Origin of the sequence: Collinsella sp. Sow4_D11 (assembly GCF_052116465.1) — a bacterium.
Lineage (GTDB): Bacteria > Actinomycetota > Coriobacteriia > Coriobacteriales > Coriobacteriaceae > Collinsella.
Genome location: NZ_JBQKLA010000014.1, coordinates 14,098 through 35,675, shown reverse-complemented (window position 1 = coordinate 35,675; position 21,578 = coordinate 14,098). Strand labels below are relative to the sequence as shown.

Genomic DNA, 21,578 nt, shown 5'->3' with positions numbered 1-21,578 from the left:
TAGTTCCTCCTAATCAAACATATTAAATACATTGTCTAATTCTTGTTTGGCAAAAGCTCTACGGTCTTCCTCGTCCATATCTCTCAGTAAGTCTTCCGTAGTTATCTCGGATTCTGGAATATAGTCTAGGTCTCTGTAAAGTTTAAAACCAACATATTCGTCGTAGCTTATTGGCTTACCTTTAGCAGGCTGTTTGAACAAGGTAAAGAACAGTCCAGCCTCTCTTGCATGACGTTGGTAAGCTCCTCTCATCAATCCATTAAACTCATTAGGAGTGCTTGTCCAGAAATCGTTGACTGAAATTTCTAAGTCTGAACATAATATCATGAAGTATCTTACGTCTAAAAGCGGAGAATCGACGTCCTCCGATGTTTCTGGGAGACTTTTCTTCATCTGGGTTAGGCTCTTTCTCAAAGAGTTGTTTAATTATAATACTAGATTGATAACTCTGATTGACTTTTTCGAAGTATTCTGTTAAAGTAAATTCATACTCATCCAGAGACTTCTGTAGAAGATCAGATACTTCCAGTACATCTTTACCCTCATATTCGGGAATGTTTTGTAGCATCGCCCAGAATAAGTAGAGAGACTGGTTAAAGGGCGTTTGCTCTGCTACGAAGTCTATGTAAGCTTTCCCGAAGGCTAACTCAAGAAAGTGGATTGATTTATAAGTCATTCGCAAGTCTATATTCTTGCCTTGAAATTTTATTAGCATGTCTAGTCCTCCATGATAAAAGGGGCTAGGGATTAATTCCCCAACCCCTTGATTGTTATTGCCAAGCTAATTTAACAGATGTCGCAGTAACGTCGCTTGACATTAGGTTGCTTGGTGGCGTTACTGCTATGCTTCCTTTACCACAACATCTACTGTTGTAGAGATTGCTGTGTTGACTGTCGAACGAACGTTGATAGATGCTGTACCAGCTTTTACACCAGTTACTTTACCACTCTGATCTACAGTTGCGATAGATGGTACTAATGAAGTGTACGTAACAGACTTATCGGAAGTATTTTCCGGAGTGAATACCGGAGTCAGTGTAGCTGTTCCTCCAACTGTAATACCTTCGGGTGGTACCCCATTTACTGTCAAGCCTGTTGGCAAGACTGTTGGAGCTACTTGCTGCTCTTCCAAAGCACCTTTACCATTGAATGTCAAGCTGTAAGTTACAGCATCGTCATATGGTAAGTCGATCGGGAAGTCTGTCAGAATAGCTTGTCCAACATATGTCAAGCCCGATGGGAAATGAACTCGTACACGAACACAGTCTCCATTTACCCAAGCTGCATTCAACGCTTGGAAACCTGCATTGTCCTCTACGAACAATCCGTCACAATCGATTGACCAAGACTTCTGACCTTGCTCGTTGTCAGCCCATCCGAAACCTTCTTTGTTAGTGGTGTCCAAAGTATCTGCGGAGCGGTTTAATGTTCCGCCTCGTTGGGCTGCTACTTTAGTCCATTCGCCAGCTTCATCTTGAACTTCAATCAGAACGGCTGTGCCTCGTACGAAGCGTGATTTACATACTTCTGCCATGTGTATTCTCCTTTTCTTATCGTGGATTTACTAAAGAGTCTGCGACTTCAAAGTCTAAGAACAAGTATCCTCGATTGTTTTTAAATGTTCCATTAGAAGCTTCGGTATAACGCACGTGGTCAAGATTTGCATTGACTACGCAAAAGCCATCTTCCAGTTCTAATGGAGAGTTAACAAGCCTATCTACCAAAAAGTCTCCCAGAGCTTTAGTCTCTATAGAGCTTGAGTAGTCACTCCATAAGTGAAGCGTTAAGTTGTGCATCTTTCCGTAAGTATCTTTTGAGGTGACTTTACCAGATGTCAACTCTTCGCCAATCTTTACAAAGGGTAGTTCGGGCATTGTTTTAGTTCCATCCCAGACGTTTATACCTTCTGCTCTGAGAGCTTTTACGATAGCTCGTTGAAGACTTACGGAGGAACTTCTTGCACGGAATAATGGTCTACTCATAAGAATCCTCCTAGATGTTAATTTTCATAAGCTTATCCAACATCCTGTCCGTATACTCTTCCAAAGCCGGTATAAAGTTTGGGTAGTTACGTTCAACGATTGGAGCATAGCCTCTGTGTCCTTTAGGGTTTCCAGAGACGTTTGATTTAACTATTCCATATGAGATACGCCCTCCTCTAGAGACTTTTGTCTCAGCCTCTAAATTGCTAATCAAAGTAGACGTATCAATGTTGTCATGAGCGTGGATGTTATACTTAACAGCTTGTCTCATCTGGTGGGTATTTGTGTCCATAGCTCTCTCAGTCTCATCCAACCAGTCGTCGATAAGTTTGTCGAAGTTAATCTTCTTTATGATGTCTATTCGTACCCTTCCCATATAGTACCATCCTCCTTAGTACGTCTATAGTCTCGGTACTCAACTAGGTAAGAGACTGTTTGGTTAACTCCAGTGGTATTATTCTCATAGATGTTATACACCTTGCCAGTGGAGTGGAATCTTACCGCATCAATTACTAAGTCTTTCAACTCGTATATCTTATGCTGTACCCGATACCTTGGAAGCCATTGGACATCTTGGTTCATAAGTAGCTTCTGGTCTGTGGCCATGCTTCCGACAGCGGCAGGAATCCCTCTAGCAACTATGGTAGGCGTTGGGATAAGCGTTCCGAAGTCGTCGTCAGTATCAGTAAAGTCATTGTACTGGATGAGGTCAATGATTTCATTAATCTTCATATCACATCATCCTAAACTTTCTACCCTTGTATGTGCCGTTGTTATCAGCCCATGCGTGGAGAGTTGACATCCAGTTTAAATAGATGTCGTCTTTGTAGTCGTAACGAGTGATGTCAGTAGACTCTGTTTTAAGTCCTTCCGAGTTCAGACTGGACAACCTTGCGGCAGTTAGTTCATCGGCTATGTAATCAAGCTCCATTGGGAATTTGGTTACCTCGACGTTGATAACTTGGCAGATATGCTGTCTGGCACGTTTCTTAAGGACTTTCAGCAAGTTGTCTCGAATAGACGAGTTGAAGTAGCCTAGCATAAGCTTGATTTCGGATATATCAATAGCTTCTACATCTGGAGGAAGGTCGGCTTGTTGATAGGCGTTGAAAGCATCTAATAAAGCTTTTTGCTCTTCCATAATGACCTCCTATAAAAAAGAGGCTAGGGATTCTTTCCCTAACCCCTTGTTAGTCTTACTCCGCTGCTGGAGATACTGTTACAGCAATTTTAGCAGTTACTCCAGAACCGTCTTTAGCAGTTGCGGTAATGTCAGTTGTACCCTCAGCTACTGGATGAACTTTTCCCCCAACATATGTTGCAGCTGCTGGGTTAGTTGATTCAATAGTCAACTCTTTATTCGTAGCATTAGCTGGTGCAACAGCGAATGACACTGCTCGGTCAGCATCTCCTACTTTAATTGACATAGTTTGCTGAGAAGGTGTGATACCAGTTACTTTCTGAGCTGCTGTAGTGACTTTAAAAGTAGCCTTATCAGACTCTGTACCGTTCTCTACTCTAGATACTCCAAAAGTATATTCGGTAGCTGGGTCTAAGCCGTCTACTGTATAAGTCTTTTCCGCAACGTCAGAAGCAATCTTCTCTGAACCTTTGTAAATGTTGTAAGTAATTGCCACGATTAGTTTCCCCCTTCCCTATTCCCAAGACAACGTCACACTAGTGGCAGTGACGTCGCTTGAGCTAAGATTTTGGGGAGCATTAGGGTGTAACAGTTCCTTTGATGTAAACTACTTTCGTAGTATCTTGAACGTATGTTACGTAGTGTTGGTCAGCGGAGATAGTCGTTTGACGTTTGAAACCTTCACGGATTGTTTCTACGTTGTAGCCACGTTTCATAATAAGTTTCAATGCACCACGTTTGATAACGAATGCTTCGTCGTTAGCAAGTTTGTTAGAGATTACGATACGCATACCGAACAACTCTCCCAATTCTCCTGTGATGATCTTACGTCCTTGGTCAATGTGAACGAAGTCTCCAGATTTCAAGATGTTAGCACGACTCTTAGGAGAGATGAACAAGAATGTTTCATCGTCGAACTCTTCTCCAAAAGCTACTTGAGCATCCAATACCCATCCGTAACCAGCTGGGTCAATCTTAACATCAGTCGATGGAGTCAAAGCTTTAATCTTATCCACAAAGTCGTTGTCGATTTTGCTTGCGATTGCTAAAGCTAACTGACGTACAGTTTCGTTGACAGGTTGTGTATAAGCTGATAGAACAGCCTCGTCCGTCAATGTAACACCTTTAACAACTTTTTTAACAGTTGCTGTAGAAGATGTTGCAGTCAATTTAACTGGGTCGAACGCTACACCTTCCGCTACGTCGTCAGCTTCTCCGATGAAGTTCCATTGAGGTACTGTCAAAGTATCGCCTGGCTGATTGACTAAAGTATTGTCAATATCTGCCAAAGGTGCTAAGATAAGGTTGTCGATCATTTTCTTCTCTAGGAAGTCTCCAATGACCTCGGGGTTGATTAAATCTGCAATTTTAGTTACTTCTGCTACCATGTGTATTCTCCTTTTCGTATGGACTTATCTAATTAAGAGTTACGTCGCAAAGCTTCGTACTTAGCTGGGTTGCTTGCTTTAAGCTGCATAGCTTCTTGGGGAGATAAGTCGAATAATGATTTAGCTTCTCGCTGCCCTCCAACCCCTACAATATCTTGGTTGCTAGGTGCTGTCTGAGCTGCAAGGCCTTTTACTTTTTCCTCCACACGTTGTGACAAGAGGTTATTGATTTCTACGTCTAAAGAGTTGACGTTGTGTTTCGTAGCTTCTGGAGAATCTCCAATCACGTAGTCTGCAAAGCTTGCCGGAAGTCCTGTAGCTGCTAATGCGGCTGAAGCCACACTTTGCATTGCTAAGCGGTCTTTCTCTGCTTGGATTTCTTTGAGCTGTGACTGCATCTGCCGAAGTTGAATCTGCTCTTGTGTTTCTGGAGGGTTTAATTCTTGTAACCGTTCTTGAACGATCCCTTCCAAGTGCTTACTCTTCCAAGACTCAATAGCTTTGGATGCAAACTGGTCTAACCGAGGACTAATGATAGATTTGCCTGCTTCCGTTTCTAAGAAACTTCCTACTGTATCTTTGTTTAAGAATTGACTTTCTACGCTTTTACGCAGTTCTGGATTGGATTCGATAGCTCCTAAAACAGTTTCAACAGATAACCCTTCTGTGCCTTCTGCTGTCCCATTGCCTTGTTCTTTCATAATTTCGTCTGCCATGATTGTATTTCTCCTTCCGCCCTCGTAGGTACAACGCCCTACCGTGCTTTAGATATAGTATTTTGTAAAGTCCTTGGCTTAGGTGTCCTTTAACATTTAACCTACGAGATTACAGGGACAATGATGCAGACACAATGAGGATGCACAGGGAGAAGAGGTAATGTTTCTAGGGTATAGAGACCCTCGTTTCTGATACCTCCGTGAGCTAAGCTTTTGCAATGCTCACAAACTCCACTAACGGTTAACTCTGGTCTATTGCTCCATTTCCATAATGTTATCTCGTACTGTTTGGAAGCTTCCACAACAGCAAGATTTATAATTACTGAGGCTTGAGCCTCTACATGTCGTCTGAGGAAGTAGAGAAGGTTGTCTCTAAGCTGTTCTAAGTGAGCGAGCTTGCCTTGACTCTCTCCTAAAACGACTGTTCCTGTAGCTACGCCCTCCAATTCATAGAGTATCGGAAGTAAGATGCTAAAGAAGTAGTCGTAAGCTTCTTCGATAAGCTCTTGAATTGCGTTCGTTATATCTACAGAGGCTATCCCCTCTCCCAATGAGGGGTGTCCCACGACCTTTTCAGCAACCTCCGTGAAAGCTTTTGTAAGCTCTTCTTTGAAGGCTGTACCATAGACTGAGGTGTAGTATTCTAGTAAGCTCTTGGAGTCTTGGATAAGCATATAGTCTGGAGACTCTTTCATAGCTTCTATGATAATCTTATCAACAACAGCCTCAAGTTGGGGAGAGTACCTCCCGATAATATCTGCAAAGTCTTTCTGAGTATCTATCATGACATCTGTCAGAAAGGCTTCCAGAAGTTCTTGGCGTTTCTTCTTCCCCATCTTTCTAGCCATCTATAAGTCCTCCTAGTCTCTTGGTTTCTTGTTACGTGATTTCTCCTGCTCTTTAGCAGCTACTGCATCATCTGTGGTAATCGTATTGGCATCAGTTCTATTGTCTAGCTTCTTGACGTTTTGACCTGCTGTAGCGACTTGTCCAAGGTTAGTCTGTTTAAGCATTGACATCTCTGCTTGAATCTTCATACGTTCCTTACGCTGTTCGTTAGCTTTCTTAACCTCAGACTCTGGGTCAGTAATGAATGGGAACTGTGCAATGATCGTTTCATCTGGTAGAATGTCACGAAGTTTAACAGCCATATCAGCTAACTCTGAGAATGATTGTGGAAGGTTACGTACAAAGACTGGTTCCACTTTCTCTGGTTTAAGATCTTTAGCACCTTTCAAATTAGTCAAGTAGTGGCAGATGATTTCATAGCGTTGGCGAAATACTTTGCGAAGCTTAGACTCACGAACTGCTGACTTGTTCTCCAATGGTTGTGTAGCAGCTTTCATAGCTGTTCCAGTAGCTGCATTGAAGTCTTTAGATGTCAAGTCTGGAGTTTGAGAAAGACTAAAGATGTTACGTTCGGCTCTATCCTTGATGTTTTCAATGTGAGTATCGTTAATGTTCTTAACTAACCACTCAGCCTTCCCACCCTCTTCGGTAACCATGACACGATTGTTTTTCATCTTATCCAACTCAGAGTTACCGTTTTCGTCTTCTCCAATGTCAAATCCAGCTAACCACAAGTAGGCATCATTCAAATAGTTAATGTCATTTACAGAGTCTGATACAGCTAAGTTGTAAGCATCAATTAATGGAATCTGAGCTTCAAAGTCTCCTAGACGTTCCTCGTTAGCGATGACTTCAAATACATTAAACTTTCCAAGAAGATTCGGAAAAGTTTCTGGGATTGGCTTACTTTTAGTTCCATCGGCAAGAGTCTCTGTTTCAAATTTAATAATCTTATCTTTGGTATAGACTTCATAAGTCCGGTACACAGCTCCTGTAGCGCTTTGGTACACAGTGTTATAATAGATAGCTGCTAGAGGTTCACTGTCCAAGTCCATCGAGTAGCACATAACCATATTCATTGGAGAAATTGCTTTGATACGATAGTCTCCGTTACGGTCTAGGTAATGGATTTCAAAAGCATGGCCAAAGATTCCAGAAAGCTTAACCAACTCATTGTCAACGTCATGGAAATCATTCTTATTAAGAATTGGAAGCATCGCATCAATAGTTGTCTCGTCGCCTTTTAAAGTAATTGGTTCCCCAGCTAAGTAAGAAGCTGCTGTATCTACTAACAGTTTAGGGAAGTTGTGCACGACTTTATTATTAGGCTTTGTCTTATCGTCAAACGTTCTGTTTAGGATAGCGTGGTGCACACCTTTGTAATAATCATACAAAAGCTGGTAGCTACCTACTCTCCCATAATGGAGTTCAGCAGCATTAATTAATTCATCAGTTGTAAAGTCTCTGGATATATAGTGCTTACGATTATCAGCGACTGTATAAATGTCTCCAGCAGACAATTGGTTATTTGGAATAGCCATGTGATAGTCCTCCTTAATTATCTTCAAAGGTACAGCCCCACGCTTTTGTGGAACTGTCCTACAGCCCGAAGGCAGCCTTGCTGATAGACCTTACTTTGTTTCTTGGGATCATGTCTGATACAGCATATCGAAGAGCATCCATACAGTGGTCGAAGCCGTTGGATCGAGGTTTGTTAAGGTACTCGTCCTTAAGATGTTTGTTAGGTTGCCACTCATAATTCTCCAGCTCTGAGATAGTCCTTACACAGCGTGGGTCAACAACGATTGTGTAGCCTTGCAGATATTGGATACCATGCAAGATGCTGTCCTTCCCTTTTCGTGAAGGTTTAATACGTCGTGCCCCAAGCCTCCGAAGCTCTTCAATAGACTTTGGCTCAGCGCTATCTGCAAAGATTTCATTGTGGACTATCTTACGCTTCTTAATCTCTTCGAAGATGTCCTTGTTTAATAAACCTGTTTGATACATTTCATCATAGATGTAAAGACACCTAGAAGATTCATCAATCATAATGGAAAGTAGTACGGTAGGGTCATTGGTAAATCCGAAGTCAAGCCCCCATTTAGGTTTCCAGTGGTCTCTCAAAAGCTTCCGTAAGTCTAGCCGCTGTCTTGTCCAGTTTGTATAAATACGTTTACCCAAGCTGGCGAACTTGCCAAGAGCGTAGATTTCGTAGTATACTGGGTTAGTATTCTTCATGTCCTCTAACTGCTTGATGTATGATCTAGGAAGGAATCGATTGTCTTTGTAAGTTGTACTAATAACTTTGCAATTCTCTGGACGTTTCTTAGCTGGGTTATGAAACATGTGGTAGACCCAGTTATCTTTTGAAGCAGGGTTATACATAATAAATACTTGGTTGTTTCCGGCAGACTTGTTACGCAGCCGTAGTTGAAGCTGTGAGTAGTCGTCCAAAGTGAACTCAGTAGCTTCCTCCATAACTATGTCAGAGATACCGGAAATAGATTTGATACGCTCTGGGTCTTCCATCCCTTTAAATATGTACTCTGTTCCATTAGGTAGTTTAATAGTCATGTACGAAGCCTTTACATCACATAGGTCGTAGATGCCAAACTCCTGTAGACATGTCTTGTATTCTTGGAAGATGGAGTCCCGAATCGTATTATCAACTTTACGTGTTACTAGAAACTTACGCTTACTTGCTAAGCCTTTTAGAATCGTATTCTGAACCACAAACTTAGACTTACCAGAACCTGCTCCTCCGTAGAAAACCATTGTACGATACTTACCATTAGGCTTATTGTATAAGTATGGAAGGTAAGCCTCGTTAAAGATTCTCGGAGGGACTGTAAGTTTTAATGGAATTGTTTTATTATCGTTTGCCATAGTGTCCTCCTAAAGTAGATAAAAGCCCCACAGAGGTTTTCCGTAGGGCTTCTTGATTATTTGTTGATAGCATTGTTAACAGACTTGCCAGTCTCGTAGAAGCCTACAGACGAAAGCCCTGCAATAAGTCCTGCAACTGCTCCGATAACTGGTTCGACATCAAATACAACCATACCTCCGGCTACTCCAACGATAACGCCTAAGACGATAGCTGCCAAAGGAATGTACCGAGCTGGAATATACTCTTGAGATTTAATCATATTCATTAAGCCTGTCATGATTGCCCCGATGCCGACTGCAACGGTCATGATGATTTCAGTGTTGTTCAAATTTACCACCTCCTTTAAAGGTTTCTAACTCTTCTTTCAGAGAGGCGTTTTCTTCCTCAAGTTCGTCGACACGTTCCTCTAGCTGAGAAATCTGTAGCAAATAGCCGTCTTCCTTCTCTTGCATGGATCGCTTCAAGTCAGCCATCTCAAATTTTAACTGGCTAAACTTTTCCTCTAAGTCGAAAACAGTTTGTCGAACAGAGTTGTACTCAGCTTTAAGCTCGTTGTGGTCAGCTGCCTTAGTCTCGTACATCTCTTTCCAGCTAGTGTAAATCTCGTCACGATTCTCTATCTCAGTCTTTCTGACTAGCCCTTTGAAGTCTAAGTTTTTGCCTACCCAAGCAGTTACAAAGGCTAATACACCAGTGATTAGTACATCCCAGTGCTGGAAGTTCATTTAAAGTCCTCCCGAATGAGAACTCCATAGGCTGTCCAAGCACATCCAATAGCCAGAATAGCAATCGTATTAGGGGTAGACAGATAGGTTACTCCCATAACAGACCAAAGAACTGCTAAAGAGGTTACTCCTGCTATACGAAGTCTGTTTCTGTTAAGGATGTTACCAAGAAGTTTGATAAATCCAGCTGTTACAAAGAAAGCTGATATAAGTCGTAGATCAAAAAGACTGGAGATGCGGTCGTATAAAGCCTCGTGATTAAGTGTGTCTATATTTAAGTATAGCCTTACGCCATACAGAATGCTGACTACAGATAGTCCTATGCCGTGCCATTTCAAATAGAGTATTGAAATGACTTTCCGAAGGGGAGTCGGAAGCTTTTCCATAAGGATTTCTCCCTTCCTTTAGTAGTTTTCCAGAAAACCATAGTCTAGTTCTTCGTCGGTTTCTTCGAAGTCTGCTTCCAAAGCATCGTCCTCAACTGCTTCGGCCTGCTTAATTTCTTCTTCGTCGTCTTCCGGCTCAGATATATCAACTATGATGTTTAATTCATTATTGACTTGTACGTCTGGAGTTAGCAAGTCATGGAATTTAGCTAGTTGTTGTAAGGCGGTCAGCTGGTCTTTTGTAGAAATCCTTGCTTGAATCTTATCCCCTTTAGCTGTTACGATTTCATCATAGCCATCTCGCTTAGCAATCTTTGTAAGATGCTCCAAGACTTCTGTAGCAGTCATGATGTCAGCGTTGGACTGCTCTGTAATAAGCCATTGAATGTAGGCTTTTACATCGTCTCGTTTTAATAAGCGGTGTCCAGAAGATTCATTGTAACCAACTGATCTACAGCTTTCAGCAATGTTTACCGTAGATACATAATGCTGCGCAAAGCGTTTCATCTTTGGCTTAAGGGTTGTTAAATCTACTCCATCATAGTAGTCTGGAGTCTGTGAGGAAGTCATGTACTGCTGCTGTCGCTCTCCGACTTCTTTTCCTTGAATTTTAAGAGCCATCTGTCTCCTCCTTCCAACAGATTAATAAGTCCTCATTCGATAGCCCCTTTAGAAGCTTGGGACGTCCCATGTAAGAATTATTAGAATATTTTAATATAATGGAGTCAATCACTTGACAAGCTTTTTAAATAATGGTATAATGCTTTTAGAGAAAAGGTTTTAGCGCTGTCGGTCGCTGATACCGACGGTACTCCAAGAAGCTGCCTTGCAAAAGCCTTTAGAAAGCTTATCCGAAACTTGGAAAAGGAAAGGAAGGCTTTGCAATGGAGTTTAAATTAATTACAAAAAGCTATTGACAAGTCTCTAAAGACGTGGTAAGATAGATTCATAGAGCTAAGGAAGCTACAATACGCCTATGAGTCGTTGACAACCGTCTGAGGAGACTTTTATTATCTTCTGGGATGATTAGGCGTAAGTGACGTAGAACAGCTCTCAGACTATTTTAGGAGGCTTATTATGCTGTATGAGAATTTTCAGAGAGCTGCAAATAAAGGTAAAGCCGTCCAAGAGGGTATTCGGCTCATAAAGTACCTATTGAGAAATAAAGGAACTGATAAAGAAAACTTTTTATGGGCTGAGCAAATTATATCATCCTATAAACTGCGATTTGGGGAGCCTCCAGAATCCCTCTCCGAGTGGGTATCTCTATTAGCTTTGGCAAACGATACGGTAGGCTCTATTGGAGGAGATAACAAATACGCTAAGTGCAGTAGTTTTGAGTATAGCTTTTATAGCTTTCGTAAGCACCGTAGAATGAAGACACCCTCTGAGAAGTATGCCCATGAGTTTCCGATGGGGCTTCTTGACCATCTAGCTGTGGAAGTTTCCTTAGAAGATGGATGGATTGATGCCATTTACTTGACAACTGAGATACTTCCATGGTATGATAAAGAAAGATTGTCACTATTCGTTGAAAGGTACATTCGAGAGTCTAGTGTTAGAGAAATTGAGAAGTCTTTAGGAGTACCTAAATCAACAGTAGCTAGAAAGATTTCTAGGCTAGACAAACAACTTAGTAAAACATTAGGAGGGTATTTATGACAGAATTTAAAGTAGGCGACAAAGTAAGGTATTTCCAGGACTTATCGGGAAGGTATGTAATTTCATCTCCAACAGTTCCTATAGGAACTATCGGCGAGGTTAGAACAGTGAATCCAAACAGAAGGGTAGAAGACCCCAATGTCATGGTTGGATTGGAGCAGGGAGAAGTTATCTGGTTTTATGCAGACGAACTGCAATTAGTTGACGAAGAGACTGATCTACCATTCGTTCCACAATTTACTCACAAAACTGTCCTAGATACTTCACTAGACATTAACTTGGATGTGTACCTAGCTGCTTTATCAAACATGACCACAGCTCGTAAGCAGATGGCGGATTTGTCATTGGACAGATACCTTCCGGAAGCTGTGCGAGATGCTTTGGAGGAACGATTGGATAATAAGATTCAAGAGTCTGGCAAACAGGCTGAGGAAGCTATCAAACGGATGTCCAAGATACTGGAGGTGGAGTAGATGACTGAGTGGAGAGAGCTGAAAGGGTTCACTAAGTATGATGAAGACGGTCATCTCAAGTATACAGGTATCGACGAACAACTTACAGAGCTTGCTAAATCCTATGAAATTCTAAGAGTGTTCTATGGAGCGTTTAGTTCATCTGATTGGAATGTTATGAGTGGCGGCGATACAACGGCTCTGGTAGAGCTGAGGGAGGATTCCAAATGACAATCTTTGCGCACGATGTTCAACGGCGACCAAAGGACTTCGAAGTGGCATTATAGGAGAATCTCATCGACTTAAGCATTGCCATGCTTCGTAGTACTCATACGAGGGAGTTCCACTGGCGATCACAAATGTTTGGCACAACTACTGGATTTATTATGAATATTATGAGGAGTGATTTATAATGATTACATTAAACTTTGGAGACAGCTTGGAGTTCATTAATACACTGGAGGATAACAGCATTGACGCAATTATTACAGATCCCCCATACAACATCAGTAGAGATAACAACTTCCAGTCCATGGGCAGAGGAGGGATTGACTTTGGCGAGTGGGACAAGGAGTTTGACTTAAGCTCATGGATCGAACTGGCTACTCCAAAACTTAAAAAGGGAGGAAATATCCTAATATTTAATGCTTGGAAAAACCTAGGAGAGATCGCTGCTACTTTGGAGTCACTAGGGTTTGAGGTTAAAGATATGATTCGCTGGGAAAAATCTAACCCGATGCCTCGTAATAGAGATCGGAGGTTTATTGTAGATTATGAGGTAGCCGTATGGGCAGTTAAGAAGGGGGCAAAGTGGACATTCAACCGGATCAGTGATACCTATGATCGACCTCTGATTAAATCAGGCTTAACTCCAAGTAGCGAAAAGGTAGGCAAGGGTCACCCTACACAGAAGCCAGTAGCTGTAATGCAGTGGATAGTGGAACATTTAACTAATGAGGGAGACGTTGTACTAGATCCTTTTATGGGGAGCGGCTCTACAGGAGTAGCCTGTGCTAATTTAGGGAGAGGATTCATAGGATCTGAACTAGATCCGGAGTACTTTGAAATTAGCAAAGGGAGACTACTATCAGAAGGAGCCTGAATCAGAAGAGGAATACGCCTACGTGGAAGGGTGGGATGAGTTTTGAGTGACAAATTTAATTGTTGGATAAGCCTCTTAGTAGCTTTTCTACTATTCCTAATAGGGTTATTCCTACTATTCGTGGTAGGCGTTTCAGCAACGGCTTTATTTCTAGGTTTGTGGACATTCCTAATTCTATGGATGATCTTGTGGGCTATTCTAGAAATGTGTTGTTAGATAGGGAGGTGCCAAAATGAAAGAATTCCGAAAAGCTATTAAGAAACTATTTTTACAATATGGAGGACTGGTAACTTGTTAAAAATCTATACTAAGCGTACTTTCTGCGCCGCTTGCCGCCAGACGAAACTGTTTTTGAACAAGCAAGGAACGAAGTTTGAGGAGATTGTTGTTGACGAAACTGACGAAGAGTTGTTGCAACACCTTCGTGACAGTGGTTTTAGTCAATTTCCTGTAGTGATTAATGGAAAAGTAACTTGGACAGGCTTTCGACCTGACTTATTGAAGGAGGTTGTATAATGTTTAATGTAGGAGAACTTATTAAATACCTAATTGAACGACGTATTGAGCGGCTTGGGATAGATGCTTTATATGCTGACGAAGTTGAATTAGGTAAAATCATGGCTGTTCAGGAAGCTTTGGAAGACATTATCACAGATGTCGTGGAGCCTGTCGAAGATTTAAGTCTCGAATTTGAAGACGATCAAACTTACGATAACTTTGGACAGCAAATTGTAACCGACTTACCTCACATTACAACAACTACTGGACGAGACATGGCAGAATTTTTCCGTGAACGCCACATTCCATTCAATTAAGGAGACTATTAAATGACTAAAATTATTTTATCTCACGAAGACTATGAACGAGTATTACGAGAAGGCTTAGATTTGGATGCTTATTTACAAGGGCGCTTCGATGAAGCTGCCTCAGATGTCAAATATCTTAATGAAGAAGTCGATGTGACTATTCCAATCAGCCTTGATGGAGAACGCCTTGGGGAGGCTTTGGTACAGGCTAATTTACAAGAGGAGGCAGATGCTGCTAAATCCCACGCTTTATACGCTCAGTACACCGCTGACCGAGCACTTAATAGTACGACTGAATTAGCTGCTAGAATCGAGGCGCTGGAGCATCCAGAACCACTGAAAGAGACTGGAAGTGTTGCTTACCCAGCTAAGTCATTGACCTGCGAATCAGGCCGTACCTATGCCGTTCGAGATGCTATGGTATTCCCTGATAGAGGGGATGTGGCAATTATCTTTGAAGTAGAAGATAGCCCGAATGACACACTTCCTGTTAATGTATTCTGGGAAAAATCTAAATGCTGCGAGTGGATGGCAGACGCAGAATTTGAAAATGCCTTTAAAATCAACTAACAAACTTGCGAAGAGCTCTTGACAGGGCTCTTTTTTTGTGTTATGATAACTCTATAAAAGTTTTTAGGAGGCTGTATGATGAATTTACTACTACTACTTATCTGTTGGATCATCTTTCTGGCTCCATTCATAGCAGTTTTATGCTATCTTGGCAAGTTTAAAGAATTCTGGCAATTCCTTGGCTTAGTCTTTGGAATGCTGCTATTGATAGGAGCTTCTTTCGTAGCTTTTATTGTACTTTGTTTAATGTGATTGGAGGGGATTTTTATGAAAAAGCTTAAAATACTGTACCACCAGCTTATGAAAAAGTTCCACTACTATGTGACAAGAGACATGAGGGCTGGGGAAAAGCATTGGAAAGCTCGTAAAAAACTATTGGAGGAGATTAAATGAAGTTTGAAGTAGGAGATGTTTTAGTAGATGCTGGGAGAGATCCAGAAGAACCACGGATGAGCGCCGAGGTAATTAAAGCCTCAGAGGAATTTAAGCAATATACTATTAGAGTAGCTAATGGTAAAGTATTCAATTACCCTAGCGCAAGTGCTGAGTGGATATGGCGAAAAGCTCCTATAGGAACTGTGGCATGGCTTATCCATGAGCTGTCCAAGCATGATCCTACTGACAGTGTTAGTATTTGCCAATGGAACACTAATGGATGGAAAGTTGACGTAAAAGATGTAGAAATAATTAGTAAATTTGAGGAAGGGGAAGTGACTCTATGGTAAATAGACCAATGAAATACTCCAAAGGAGACTTACTGTTAGATTATGAAGGAGACCTTTACAAAGTCCTATCAGTAGATTCGGAAACTAATTGCTACGACATTGGAGGTTTACTCGACCCATGGAGTGATAGATTAGATGCAGACGTCTTGGAACAGTCATTCACAAAGCTTCCTGCCGGAACTATTGGAGAGCTTGTCCACAAGCTACTGGATTATCCTATGGACACTCCTATCAGCATCTATCGGGCATCTGGCTCAGCAGACCTTTACCTAGACTCCATCAACGACATTGAGATAGACTATGAAGATACTGGAGGAATTATCTTATGCTAGACTATTCCATTGACATCAAAAAGTATAACCCAAGCACTCCAACAGAATATCAGCCAGACCTTCGGGTAGACCACTGCAATAGTCGCCTAGTGATTTCAGAGAAGCTGTTGCCAAGGCTTCTGAGGGCTGTGGCTGAGTATGTTAAAGATGACTCCATACTAGTCATGAAAGGAGACGTTGAGGCATACTTTACTCAAAGTTTTACGAAGCATGCTTCCACCCTAAATGAATTGGCCGACCGCTTGGAGACTTTACAAGAGGCTGAGGAAGTGGAGTTCGATTTATCTGAGGCTCGTGATAGCCGTTATTTACTTACTAAGAAGGTAACCTTTGAAGACTGCCTAGAGGCTACCAGAGAGCGGATGGAGGAGCAGTGGCAGGCATCTGCTCTGGAAGCTGTCCAAAAGGCTGCGGACATATTGGCTAAGGATGCTTTAGACAGTCTACTACTTGAGAAGTCTCGTGAGGAGATTCCGGAGCTATTGGAAGGAATTCAAAAGGTTTCCGAAGCTGCCAAGAAGTCTGCCAAAGACTCCACTGAGCTGTTCAGCAATGAGACTCTGGGAAAGCCTCAGTCGGAAGTCGTTGACGATAGCTACTGGAAGGAGTTACATCAGCAGGAAGCTGAGCTTATGAAGAGGTTTGCTGGAAAGGATTTGGAATCAACTGCTAAACGCTTTGAAGAAGCTCGTGAAGAACATGGCACTCCAACATGGAGAGTAGGGGCATTGATGCAGGAGAGCCCAGCTAAAAAGCAGCGGAAGAGTTTAGTAAGAGCTATCATAAACCTGCTGGACACTAAATATAAATAAGCTAATAGAGTCGCTTTCCAAAGCTGTGGGAAGGCGGCTTTGATAAGTATAGGAGGAAAGTTATTTGAAGCCGATTAGATTTGAAGGAGTTTATGACCCAACTATTTGGAAGCCTGTTGAAGGGGCTGAGGGATATTTTGTCAATATGGAGGGAAAGATTAAGGGGAGACGTGGGAGAGTCTTGAAAGGTTTTCTTGCAGGAAGTTATCCCTCAGTTTCTGTGGGTAGAGGAAAAAGCTCTCTGCGTATTCACAGGGCTGTAGCCAAAGCTTTTATTGGAGATATTCCAGAAGTCTGGGTTGTTAATCATATTGACGAAGTTAAAACAAACGCCAATGTAATGAATTTAGAAATCTGCACAGCAAGCCATAATGCACGTCACTCATTAGCCTCCCGAAAGCCTCGGAAGAACCTTGGTAAAGCTATTGAATACCTGTCAGAATGGAAGCCTATCCCCAGCATCCCTACAGCTATGGCACATCCATCTGGAAGAGTTGCTTCTTTAGATGCGCAGGGCAAGTTAAGGGAACGTTTGGGCTATGTGCAAGCCACTGGGTACCGTCGAGTGAGGGTAAATGGTAAGTCGTATTACACGCATAGGCTTATTGCAGAGACTTTTTGTCCAAACCCCAACAACTTTCCAATAGTAAATCACATAGACGAGAATAAACTTAACAACTGTGCCAGCAACCTCGAATGGTGTACCTATCAGCATAATGTCCTCCATGGAACGGCTAGACAACTAGCTACAGAAAAACTTTCCAAGCCAGTTGTTGCAAAGGACTCAGAAGGAAACATAGTGTACACCTTCAAAAGTGCCGCAGAGGCTATTCGTATGGGGTTCCATCCGGGGCATATCAGTAGCTGCTGTAACGGCCGCCAAAAGACTCACAAAGGTCTCTACTGGAGCTTTGCCTAAGCCTCCATAATAATTGATTGAGCCACCTTTTGACAGCTTGTCGAAGGGCGGCTTATTTTGTTATGTATGGAGTTATAAATAAACTAACCAAACAGCTTATCGTGCGTGTGATCGTAACAGTTGTCGGAAGTCTTATTAGGAAAACTGCAAAAATAAAATTGGCCAGCCGTTTTCGGAGTCTGTCGGAAAGCTATCGGACAGCCCTATATAGAAGATCCAGAAAAAATAAATCGGACAGCCTCACACGGAAACTTGCAGAATTTCTAAGAGGCTGATAGTGCGCGCGCCTTCGGTCAGCTGTGGCAAGACCCCCTCCCTTGGTGGGGTCAACGGTGTATGGTACGCCTTGGGAAGCCTGTCAGATAGCTTATCGTGTCAGCTGTTCGTGAGTCTGTCGTGTGTCTCGTCGGTCGGTCGTCGGTCAACGTGTGTCGAGACTGTCGAACAGTTGAGTCAATGTGTCATGTCAACTTTGTATAATACACATTATGTAAACTAGGTCAATAGATACGCGAACAGCTGTTCGATAGCCTACAGAAGCCACTCCATAAGGACAGTAACAGCTGGTCGGCAGTTGGTTGTCGGCTCTATATAGGTTTTACGTTTATGTTTGACTTATTGACTGTACTCTGACAGCTGCGGCAAGGTGCCTGGCAGCCTATCGAACACCATGCAACATACTCCATTATAAGCTATTATCAGACGATCAGAAAGACTCTCGAACAGTTACCGGAACAGCTACTCGGATAGTTGTGCACCACGTTCCAGAATAACCGTTTGAGTAACGCCTATAATAGTTGTTATAATAGCCTTTGAATATATGCCTTGTATATTCTCATATACGCCCTCCAAATGATAGGATAATAGTAGCTTACCTTGCTATAGTTAAACGTCTGAGAGGGCTTCTCGTGAGCTATTTAAGAGGATATAAAAAGAAGCTACTCCAATCAATGGTGCAACTTCTCTTCTGACTATTTAGTTATACGTTAGGATAAGCTGTTGACAGGCTTTCTAATAGCTTCTGGATAAGCTGTTGACAGTTACTTACCTAAGCTTTGGGAAGCCTTGGGAAGCTTTTGCAAAGGCTGTTGAAAGCATGCTTGGTAATAGATAATGGAATAGCTTTTATAATAGCTTATTATAATCTGTTACTCTCATAACAGATACCCTTTTAAAAAAGTTAAGTCCCACGCCCTCTTAAGAATAACATCCAACACGTATAAACAAGTGGAATAAAAGCCTATCTGCCGGCTTTGAAAGCATTTAATTTAACAAACAATAACAGATCACTTCTTAATCTTTTCTTAATAATTAAAAAAGCCACTCCACAATCGGAGTAGCCTTTCTAAGCCTATTTGATTATTTGTTGACAGCCTCCAAACCGATTCCCTCGTCAACTTTGAATGTCTGAATAGTTTTCTTATCGTTGTCGATAGGGTAGACGTATAGCTTTTTCGTGTCACTTTCAACTATAACAAAGTCTGCCTTGATAGTTGCGTACGAGTCTAGCTTTTTATTAAGGTCTGCAATCATGTTACGGTTGCTTTCGATAGTATCTTCTGCTTCTGCGAGAAGCTCATTGTTGACTTTGTTAGCTCCCGAAGCTTCTTGATAGCCTTTCTCATAAGCTTTTGTACCTATGAGAAAAGTTATATTCAAAACTGTAATAATTGTTAGCATTGTAATTGTAAAGTTTTTTAGTTTCATTTTGTATGCCTCCCATGTTTATCTATAGGTGTGAAAAAGTAGCGTTATAATCGTCTAATTCCAGCATTGCAATTCTTTCATAGTGTGAATAAAGTCCTGTTTTCCACTCGTGATTATAGTCTGATACGTTTTCAGGTTTTCTAATTTCGTCTAATTCCAAAACTTTTTCATCTAACATATTATAGATGGTTGCTGAAACATAGTCGTGAGTTCCCTCTTTCATGTCTACATATAATTTATAGTGATTCATACTCAAAAACTTCCTCCCTTTATCTTATGATCCTAGTTTAATACCTTTATTGCTTAATGTCCATAGATTTAGCTAAACTTTTTTAAATTATTTCTAATTGATCTGATAGACAGTCCGACGGCTTAAAAACTTTATAAGGCGTTTCTTTTTCTTCTTTTAAAGAACCATATAAAATGGAACCGTCAACAGCATAGATCAAAGTATTTCTACCGTTCTTATAAAAGTAATCTATTTTGATAGGCTCATAATATTCATGTGTAAGCCAGCGATATCCTAGTTTTGAAAGCTCAAGCATAAGCTTGTCATACGCTTTTTGAGATCTTACGTTAAAAGCTTTTTCCAGAGCTTGGTATTCTTCCATGGTTGCGTACATTTTTATCATCCTTTCAATTTCTTTTCTATAGTGTAGCATAGCTTTTTTACAATTTCAATAGTTTATTTAAAAATTTCTGCTTCTTTTATAATTTCGTCTAATTGTTTCATTGATCGACTTGTGCAAAAGCTTCCACCAATTAATGCAACAGCTATGAAAATAAACGATTCTAACATTTCATGACCTCCTCTCTTATCTACTTTCTAAGTCTTTTTGCAACTCGATTTCAGTGATACCTAATTCTGACTGCAATAGTTCAATGCTTACTTGAATATTTTTTCTACTTTCATCGTCGATGTTAAAAAAGTTATCAGCTTTCAGATCGTTAATGATGGCAATTATTTTTTGTTTATTTTTCATAGTCACTAGCCCTTTCTATAAATCTTTATCAAGTGTTATCAAGTCATCATCTGAATCATCTCCAAAAAAGCTCGGTGTTTCTATCAGCTCACTAGGCTTTGCCAGTCCTTTCCTTATTTCTTCTTTTCTAATCATATCAGAAAGCTTTCTTACCACGTCTTCATAGAGAAGCGGGTCAACTTCTTTGACAGCCTCCAAAAGTAACGCTAGGTTATTTATGGATAGCTTTCCTCTTCGATACGTTTTCAGCAAGCCTTTGCCTGTGACTTTATTATAAGCTTTCTCAAACTGTTTTTCAAGTCTTTTTTGAAATTGTTTGTCCTTTCGTCTTTCTAAGTAGTCGGAAAGTTTTTGGCAAGCTTTTTTAAGAGTAGTCCAGACAGCTATACCAAAAACTGCCCATAAGATAGGTAGCAAGTCACTCACTTCCTTTCTTAAAACTGTGGTGTATGTTTCTAAAATCTAGTTCTACACTTAACATAAGAGCAGAAGCTTTCAAAAGATTATCCTCTAGCATTTGCATAGTTTCATGATAGCTTTTTGAATCGTTTGGCAAGCCTTGTAATGCCTCTTGAGAAGTCTTTGCTAGGACTAGGGAACGTTTTAAGCTGTTGATAGTTGTGAAGCCTCGTTTGAAAGACTTATTTACGAGGCTATTTTCTTTCTTCTCTTTTTCTGCTTCATACATGCTTTTATATTCGTTTTTAACCATTAGTCGACAACCTCCAAAGAGCCTTCGACAAAGTCAATTTCATTATCTTTCATAAACTCGGTTAGGCTTTCGATAGCCGTTTCTTTGTCGTATACGTCAATACATTCTTCGAAGTCTCTATCGTCAAATCTGAAATAGCCTTCGATATATTCGCTTGTTGCTGAACCATATAAAGATATTCCTTGAATATCTCCGTCACTGTCCTTATATTCTAGGAAAGCAAGCTCGAAGCGTTCAGACAGTTTTTCTTGAAATTTGTAAAGGTTGTCGAATTTCATCGAAAAGTATTTTGTATAACCTGCTCGCACGTCTATGCCAATATGGACAGCAAAGAAAACCAGAGTTTCTTCTGTGCAATCATTCTCATAGATAATAAAGTTTAAATCTCTTTCAAGGTAGCCACAATAATTGTAAGTATTGTCGGCACCATATTCATACCATGAAACGCCTCCCCAATCGTTGTCTAATTCGTTGAAATAGTCTTTAAATTCGTCAACGGTTAACCATTCGCCTGCATATTCCATCTCTTCAAAAAAGCTTAGTAAAGAGATTCGCCCAAAGTGATCTTTGCTTAAAGTTGGTGCTGTTTTTCCTGTAAAGTTGATTGGGCTTTGCATTGCTTCAAGTTCCTTTTTAACAGTTTCCCAATCGCTCAGCCCAAAGCTTTCTTCTATAGTTTCAAGAATTTCTCCGACTGTGATATAATGTTTTTGTTCGTTCAT

Annotated in this window: 34 protein-coding genes; 12 read left to right on the top strand and 22 right to left on the bottom strand. The window is 41.0% G+C overall.

The genetic code is table 11. The features are described from left to right. Window positions 1–9: 9 nt before the first annotated feature. The 15 genes from ACTQ40_RS07070 to ACTQ40_RS07000 all read right to left on the bottom strand — a co-directional run bounded on the left by ACTQ40_RS07070 (window position 10) and on the right by ACTQ40_RS07000 (window position 10,695). On the bottom strand, window positions 10–393 hold the full coding sequence (locus ACTQ40_RS07070) for a hypothetical protein (protein WP_441541065.1): 384 nt from the start codon (window positions 391–393) through the stop codon (window positions 10–12). 448 nt (window positions 394–841) lie between these two features. Beyond that, the gene (locus tag ACTQ40_RS07065) at window positions 842–1,534 is read right to left on the bottom strand and encodes a phage major tail protein, TP901-1 family (protein ID WP_441563688.1); all 693 of its coding nucleotides are present in this window, start codon (window positions 1,532–1,534) and stop codon (window positions 842–844) included. Between the two features lie 16 nt (window positions 1,535–1,550). Beyond that, window positions 1,551–1,982 (bottom strand): tail completion protein gp17, encoded by a 432-nt coding sequence (gene gp17, locus ACTQ40_RS07060; RefSeq protein ID WP_441541063.1) that lies wholly within the window; start codon window positions 1,980–1,982, stop codon window positions 1,551–1,553. A gap of 10 nt (window positions 1,983–1,992) precedes the next feature. Continuing rightward, window positions 1,993–2,358, bottom strand: a complete 366-nt coding sequence (locus ACTQ40_RS07055; protein ID WP_441541061.1) for a hypothetical protein — start codon at window positions 2,356–2,358, stop codon at window positions 1,993–1,995. Continuing rightward, window positions 2,340–2,714, bottom strand: coding sequence for a hypothetical protein (locus tag ACTQ40_RS07050; RefSeq protein WP_441541059.1), 375 nt, complete (start codon window positions 2,712–2,714; stop codon window positions 2,340–2,342). Before ACTQ40_RS07050 ends, ACTQ40_RS07055 begins: the two co-directional genes overlap by 19 nt. A gap of 1 nt (window position 2,715) precedes the next feature. Beyond that, entirely contained in the window at window positions 2,716–3,123 is a 408-nt protein-coding gene (locus ACTQ40_RS07045) for a phage head-tail connector protein (RefSeq protein ID WP_441541057.1), read from the bottom strand. Window positions 3,124–3,178: 55 nt separating this feature from the next. After that, complete coding sequence (locus ACTQ40_RS07040; RefSeq protein ID WP_441563687.1) at window positions 3,179–3,619, bottom strand: Ig-like domain-containing protein; 441 nt, start codon at window positions 3,617–3,619, stop codon at window positions 3,179–3,181. Window positions 3,620–3,701: 82 nt separating this feature from the next. Continuing rightward, the gene (locus ACTQ40_RS07035) at window positions 3,702–4,511 is read right to left on the bottom strand and encodes a N4-gp56 family major capsid protein (protein ID WP_441541177.1); all 810 of its coding nucleotides are present in this window, start codon (window positions 4,509–4,511) and stop codon (window positions 3,702–3,704) included. Between the two features lie 32 nt (window positions 4,512–4,543). Further along, a complete protein-coding gene (locus ACTQ40_RS07030) occupies window positions 4,544–5,227 on the bottom strand; it encodes a DUF4355 domain-containing protein (RefSeq protein WP_441541175.1) in 684 nt (227 codons plus the stop codon). Between the two features lie 101 nt (window positions 5,228–5,328). After that, complete coding sequence (locus ACTQ40_RS07025) at window positions 5,329–6,075, bottom strand: hypothetical protein (RefSeq protein WP_441085769.1); 747 nt, start codon at window positions 6,073–6,075, stop codon at window positions 5,329–5,331. Between the two features lie 12 nt (window positions 6,076–6,087). Beyond that, window positions 6,088–7,617, bottom strand: coding sequence for a phage portal protein (locus ACTQ40_RS07020; protein ID WP_441541173.1), 1,530 nt, complete (start codon window positions 7,615–7,617; stop codon window positions 6,088–6,090). Window positions 7,618–7,675: 58 nt separating this feature from the next. Continuing rightward, window positions 7,676–8,962 carry a PBSX family phage terminase large subunit gene (locus ACTQ40_RS07015; protein ID WP_441085683.1) on the bottom strand — a complete coding sequence of 429 codons (1,287 nt, stop codon included), beginning with the start codon at window positions 8,960–8,962 and terminating at the stop codon, window positions 7,676–7,678. Between the two features lie 56 nt (window positions 8,963–9,018). After that, window positions 9,019–9,291 (bottom strand): hypothetical protein, encoded by a 273-nt coding sequence (locus ACTQ40_RS07010; protein ID WP_432490425.1) that lies wholly within the window; start codon window positions 9,289–9,291, stop codon window positions 9,019–9,021. Further along, entirely contained in the window at window positions 9,278–9,688 is a 411-nt protein-coding gene (locus tag ACTQ40_RS07005) for a hypothetical protein (protein WP_441085682.1), read from the bottom strand. Before ACTQ40_RS07005 ends, ACTQ40_RS07010 begins: the two co-directional genes overlap by 14 nt. Before the next feature lie 404 nt (window positions 9,689–10,092). Next, a complete protein-coding gene (locus tag ACTQ40_RS07000) occupies window positions 10,093–10,695 on the bottom strand; it encodes a terminase small subunit (RefSeq protein WP_441541170.1) in 603 nt (200 codons plus the stop codon). A 456-nt stretch (window positions 10,696–11,151) separates the two neighbouring features. On the opposite strand from ACTQ40_RS07000, the gene ACTQ40_RS06995 reads away from it, so the two are divergent. The 12 genes from ACTQ40_RS06995 to ACTQ40_RS06940 all read left to right on the top strand — a co-directional run bounded on the left by ACTQ40_RS06995 (window position 11,152) and on the right by ACTQ40_RS06940 (window position 17,454). Next, on the top strand, window positions 11,152–11,736 hold the full coding sequence (locus tag ACTQ40_RS06995; RefSeq protein WP_441085680.1) for a hypothetical protein: 585 nt from the start codon (window positions 11,152–11,154) through the stop codon (window positions 11,734–11,736). Then, the gene (locus ACTQ40_RS06990; protein ID WP_441541168.1) at window positions 11,733–12,209 is read left to right on the top strand and encodes a hypothetical protein; all 477 of its coding nucleotides are present in this window, start codon (window positions 11,733–11,735) and stop codon (window positions 12,207–12,209) included. Before ACTQ40_RS06995 ends, ACTQ40_RS06990 begins: the two co-directional genes overlap by 4 nt. Then, on the top strand, window positions 12,210–12,419 hold the full coding sequence (locus tag ACTQ40_RS06985; protein WP_441085678.1) for a hypothetical protein: 210 nt from the start codon (window positions 12,210–12,212) through the stop codon (window positions 12,417–12,419). Between the two features lie 181 nt (window positions 12,420–12,600). Further along, entirely contained in the window at window positions 12,601–13,290 is a 690-nt protein-coding gene (locus ACTQ40_RS06980; RefSeq protein WP_441085677.1) for a DNA-methyltransferase, read from the top strand. Window positions 13,291–13,581: 291 nt separating this feature from the next. Continuing rightward, entirely contained in the window at window positions 13,582–13,806 is a 225-nt protein-coding gene (locus ACTQ40_RS06975; RefSeq protein WP_441085676.1) for a glutaredoxin domain-containing protein, read from the top strand. Next, window positions 13,806–14,105, top strand: coding sequence for a hypothetical protein (locus ACTQ40_RS06970; RefSeq protein ID WP_441085675.1), 300 nt, complete (start codon window positions 13,806–13,808; stop codon window positions 14,103–14,105). Before ACTQ40_RS06975 ends, ACTQ40_RS06970 begins: the two co-directional genes overlap by 1 nt. A 12-nt stretch (window positions 14,106–14,117) precedes the next feature. Beyond that, complete coding sequence (locus ACTQ40_RS06965) at window positions 14,118–14,666, top strand: hypothetical protein (RefSeq protein ID WP_441085674.1); 549 nt, start codon at window positions 14,118–14,120, stop codon at window positions 14,664–14,666. Between the two features lie 267 nt (window positions 14,667–14,933). Beyond that, on the top strand, window positions 14,934–15,059 hold the full coding sequence (locus tag ACTQ40_RS06960) for a hypothetical protein (RefSeq protein ID WP_441085673.1): 126 nt from the start codon (window positions 14,934–14,936) through the stop codon (window positions 15,057–15,059). Then, on the top strand, window positions 15,056–15,391 hold the full coding sequence (locus ACTQ40_RS06955) for a hypothetical protein (RefSeq protein WP_441085672.1): 336 nt from the start codon (window positions 15,056–15,058) through the stop codon (window positions 15,389–15,391). The genes ACTQ40_RS06960 and ACTQ40_RS06955 overlap by 4 nt, the downstream gene beginning before the upstream one ends. After that, window positions 15,385–15,723, top strand: coding sequence for a hypothetical protein (locus ACTQ40_RS06950; protein WP_432490328.1), 339 nt, complete (start codon window positions 15,385–15,387; stop codon window positions 15,721–15,723). Before ACTQ40_RS06955 ends, ACTQ40_RS06950 begins: the two co-directional genes overlap by 7 nt. Beyond that, window positions 15,717–16,535, top strand: coding sequence for a hypothetical protein (locus ACTQ40_RS06945; protein WP_441085671.1), 819 nt, complete (start codon window positions 15,717–15,719; stop codon window positions 16,533–16,535). The genes ACTQ40_RS06950 and ACTQ40_RS06945 overlap by 7 nt, the downstream gene beginning before the upstream one ends. 64 nt (window positions 16,536–16,599) lie before the next feature. Beyond that, window positions 16,600–17,454 (top strand): HNH endonuclease, encoded by an 855-nt coding sequence (locus tag ACTQ40_RS06940; protein WP_441085670.1) that lies wholly within the window; start codon window positions 16,600–16,602, stop codon window positions 17,452–17,454. A 1,359-nt stretch (window positions 17,455–18,813) separates the two neighbouring features. Here the strand turns inward: ACTQ40_RS06940 and ACTQ40_RS06935 are convergent. The 7 genes from ACTQ40_RS06935 to ACTQ40_RS06905 all read right to left on the bottom strand — a co-directional run bounded on the left by ACTQ40_RS06935 (window position 18,814) and on the right by ACTQ40_RS06905 (window position 21,578). Continuing rightward, window positions 18,814–19,161, bottom strand: coding sequence for a hypothetical protein (locus ACTQ40_RS06935; protein ID WP_441563686.1), 348 nt, complete (start codon window positions 19,159–19,161; stop codon window positions 18,814–18,816). Window positions 19,162–19,183: 22 nt separating this feature from the next. Then, window positions 19,184–19,411 carry a hypothetical protein gene (locus ACTQ40_RS06930; RefSeq protein WP_441563685.1) on the bottom strand — a complete coding sequence of 76 codons (228 nt, stop codon included), beginning with the start codon at window positions 19,409–19,411 and terminating at the stop codon, window positions 19,184–19,186. A gap of 82 nt (window positions 19,412–19,493) precedes the next feature. Beyond that, entirely contained in the window at window positions 19,494–19,784 is a 291-nt protein-coding gene (locus tag ACTQ40_RS06925; RefSeq protein WP_441563684.1) for a hypothetical protein, read from the bottom strand. A 192-nt stretch (window positions 19,785–19,976) separates the two neighbouring features. Next, window positions 19,977–20,144: a hypothetical protein gene (locus ACTQ40_RS06920; RefSeq protein WP_441541161.1), complete on the bottom strand. Its 168-nt coding sequence runs from the start codon at window positions 20,142–20,144 to the stop codon at window positions 19,977–19,979. Window positions 20,145–20,159: 15 nt separating this feature from the next. After that, entirely contained in the window at window positions 20,160–20,570 is a 411-nt protein-coding gene (locus tag ACTQ40_RS06915; protein ID WP_441541159.1) for a hypothetical protein, read from the bottom strand. Next, the gene (locus ACTQ40_RS06910; protein WP_441541157.1) at window positions 20,563–20,856 is read right to left on the bottom strand and encodes a hypothetical protein; all 294 of its coding nucleotides are present in this window, start codon (window positions 20,854–20,856) and stop codon (window positions 20,563–20,565) included. The genes ACTQ40_RS06915 and ACTQ40_RS06910 overlap by 8 nt, the downstream gene beginning before the upstream one ends. After that, window positions 20,856–21,578, bottom strand: coding sequence for a hypothetical protein (locus tag ACTQ40_RS06905; protein WP_441541155.1), 723 nt, complete (start codon window positions 21,576–21,578; stop codon window positions 20,856–20,858). Before ACTQ40_RS06905 ends, ACTQ40_RS06910 begins: the two co-directional genes overlap by 1 nt.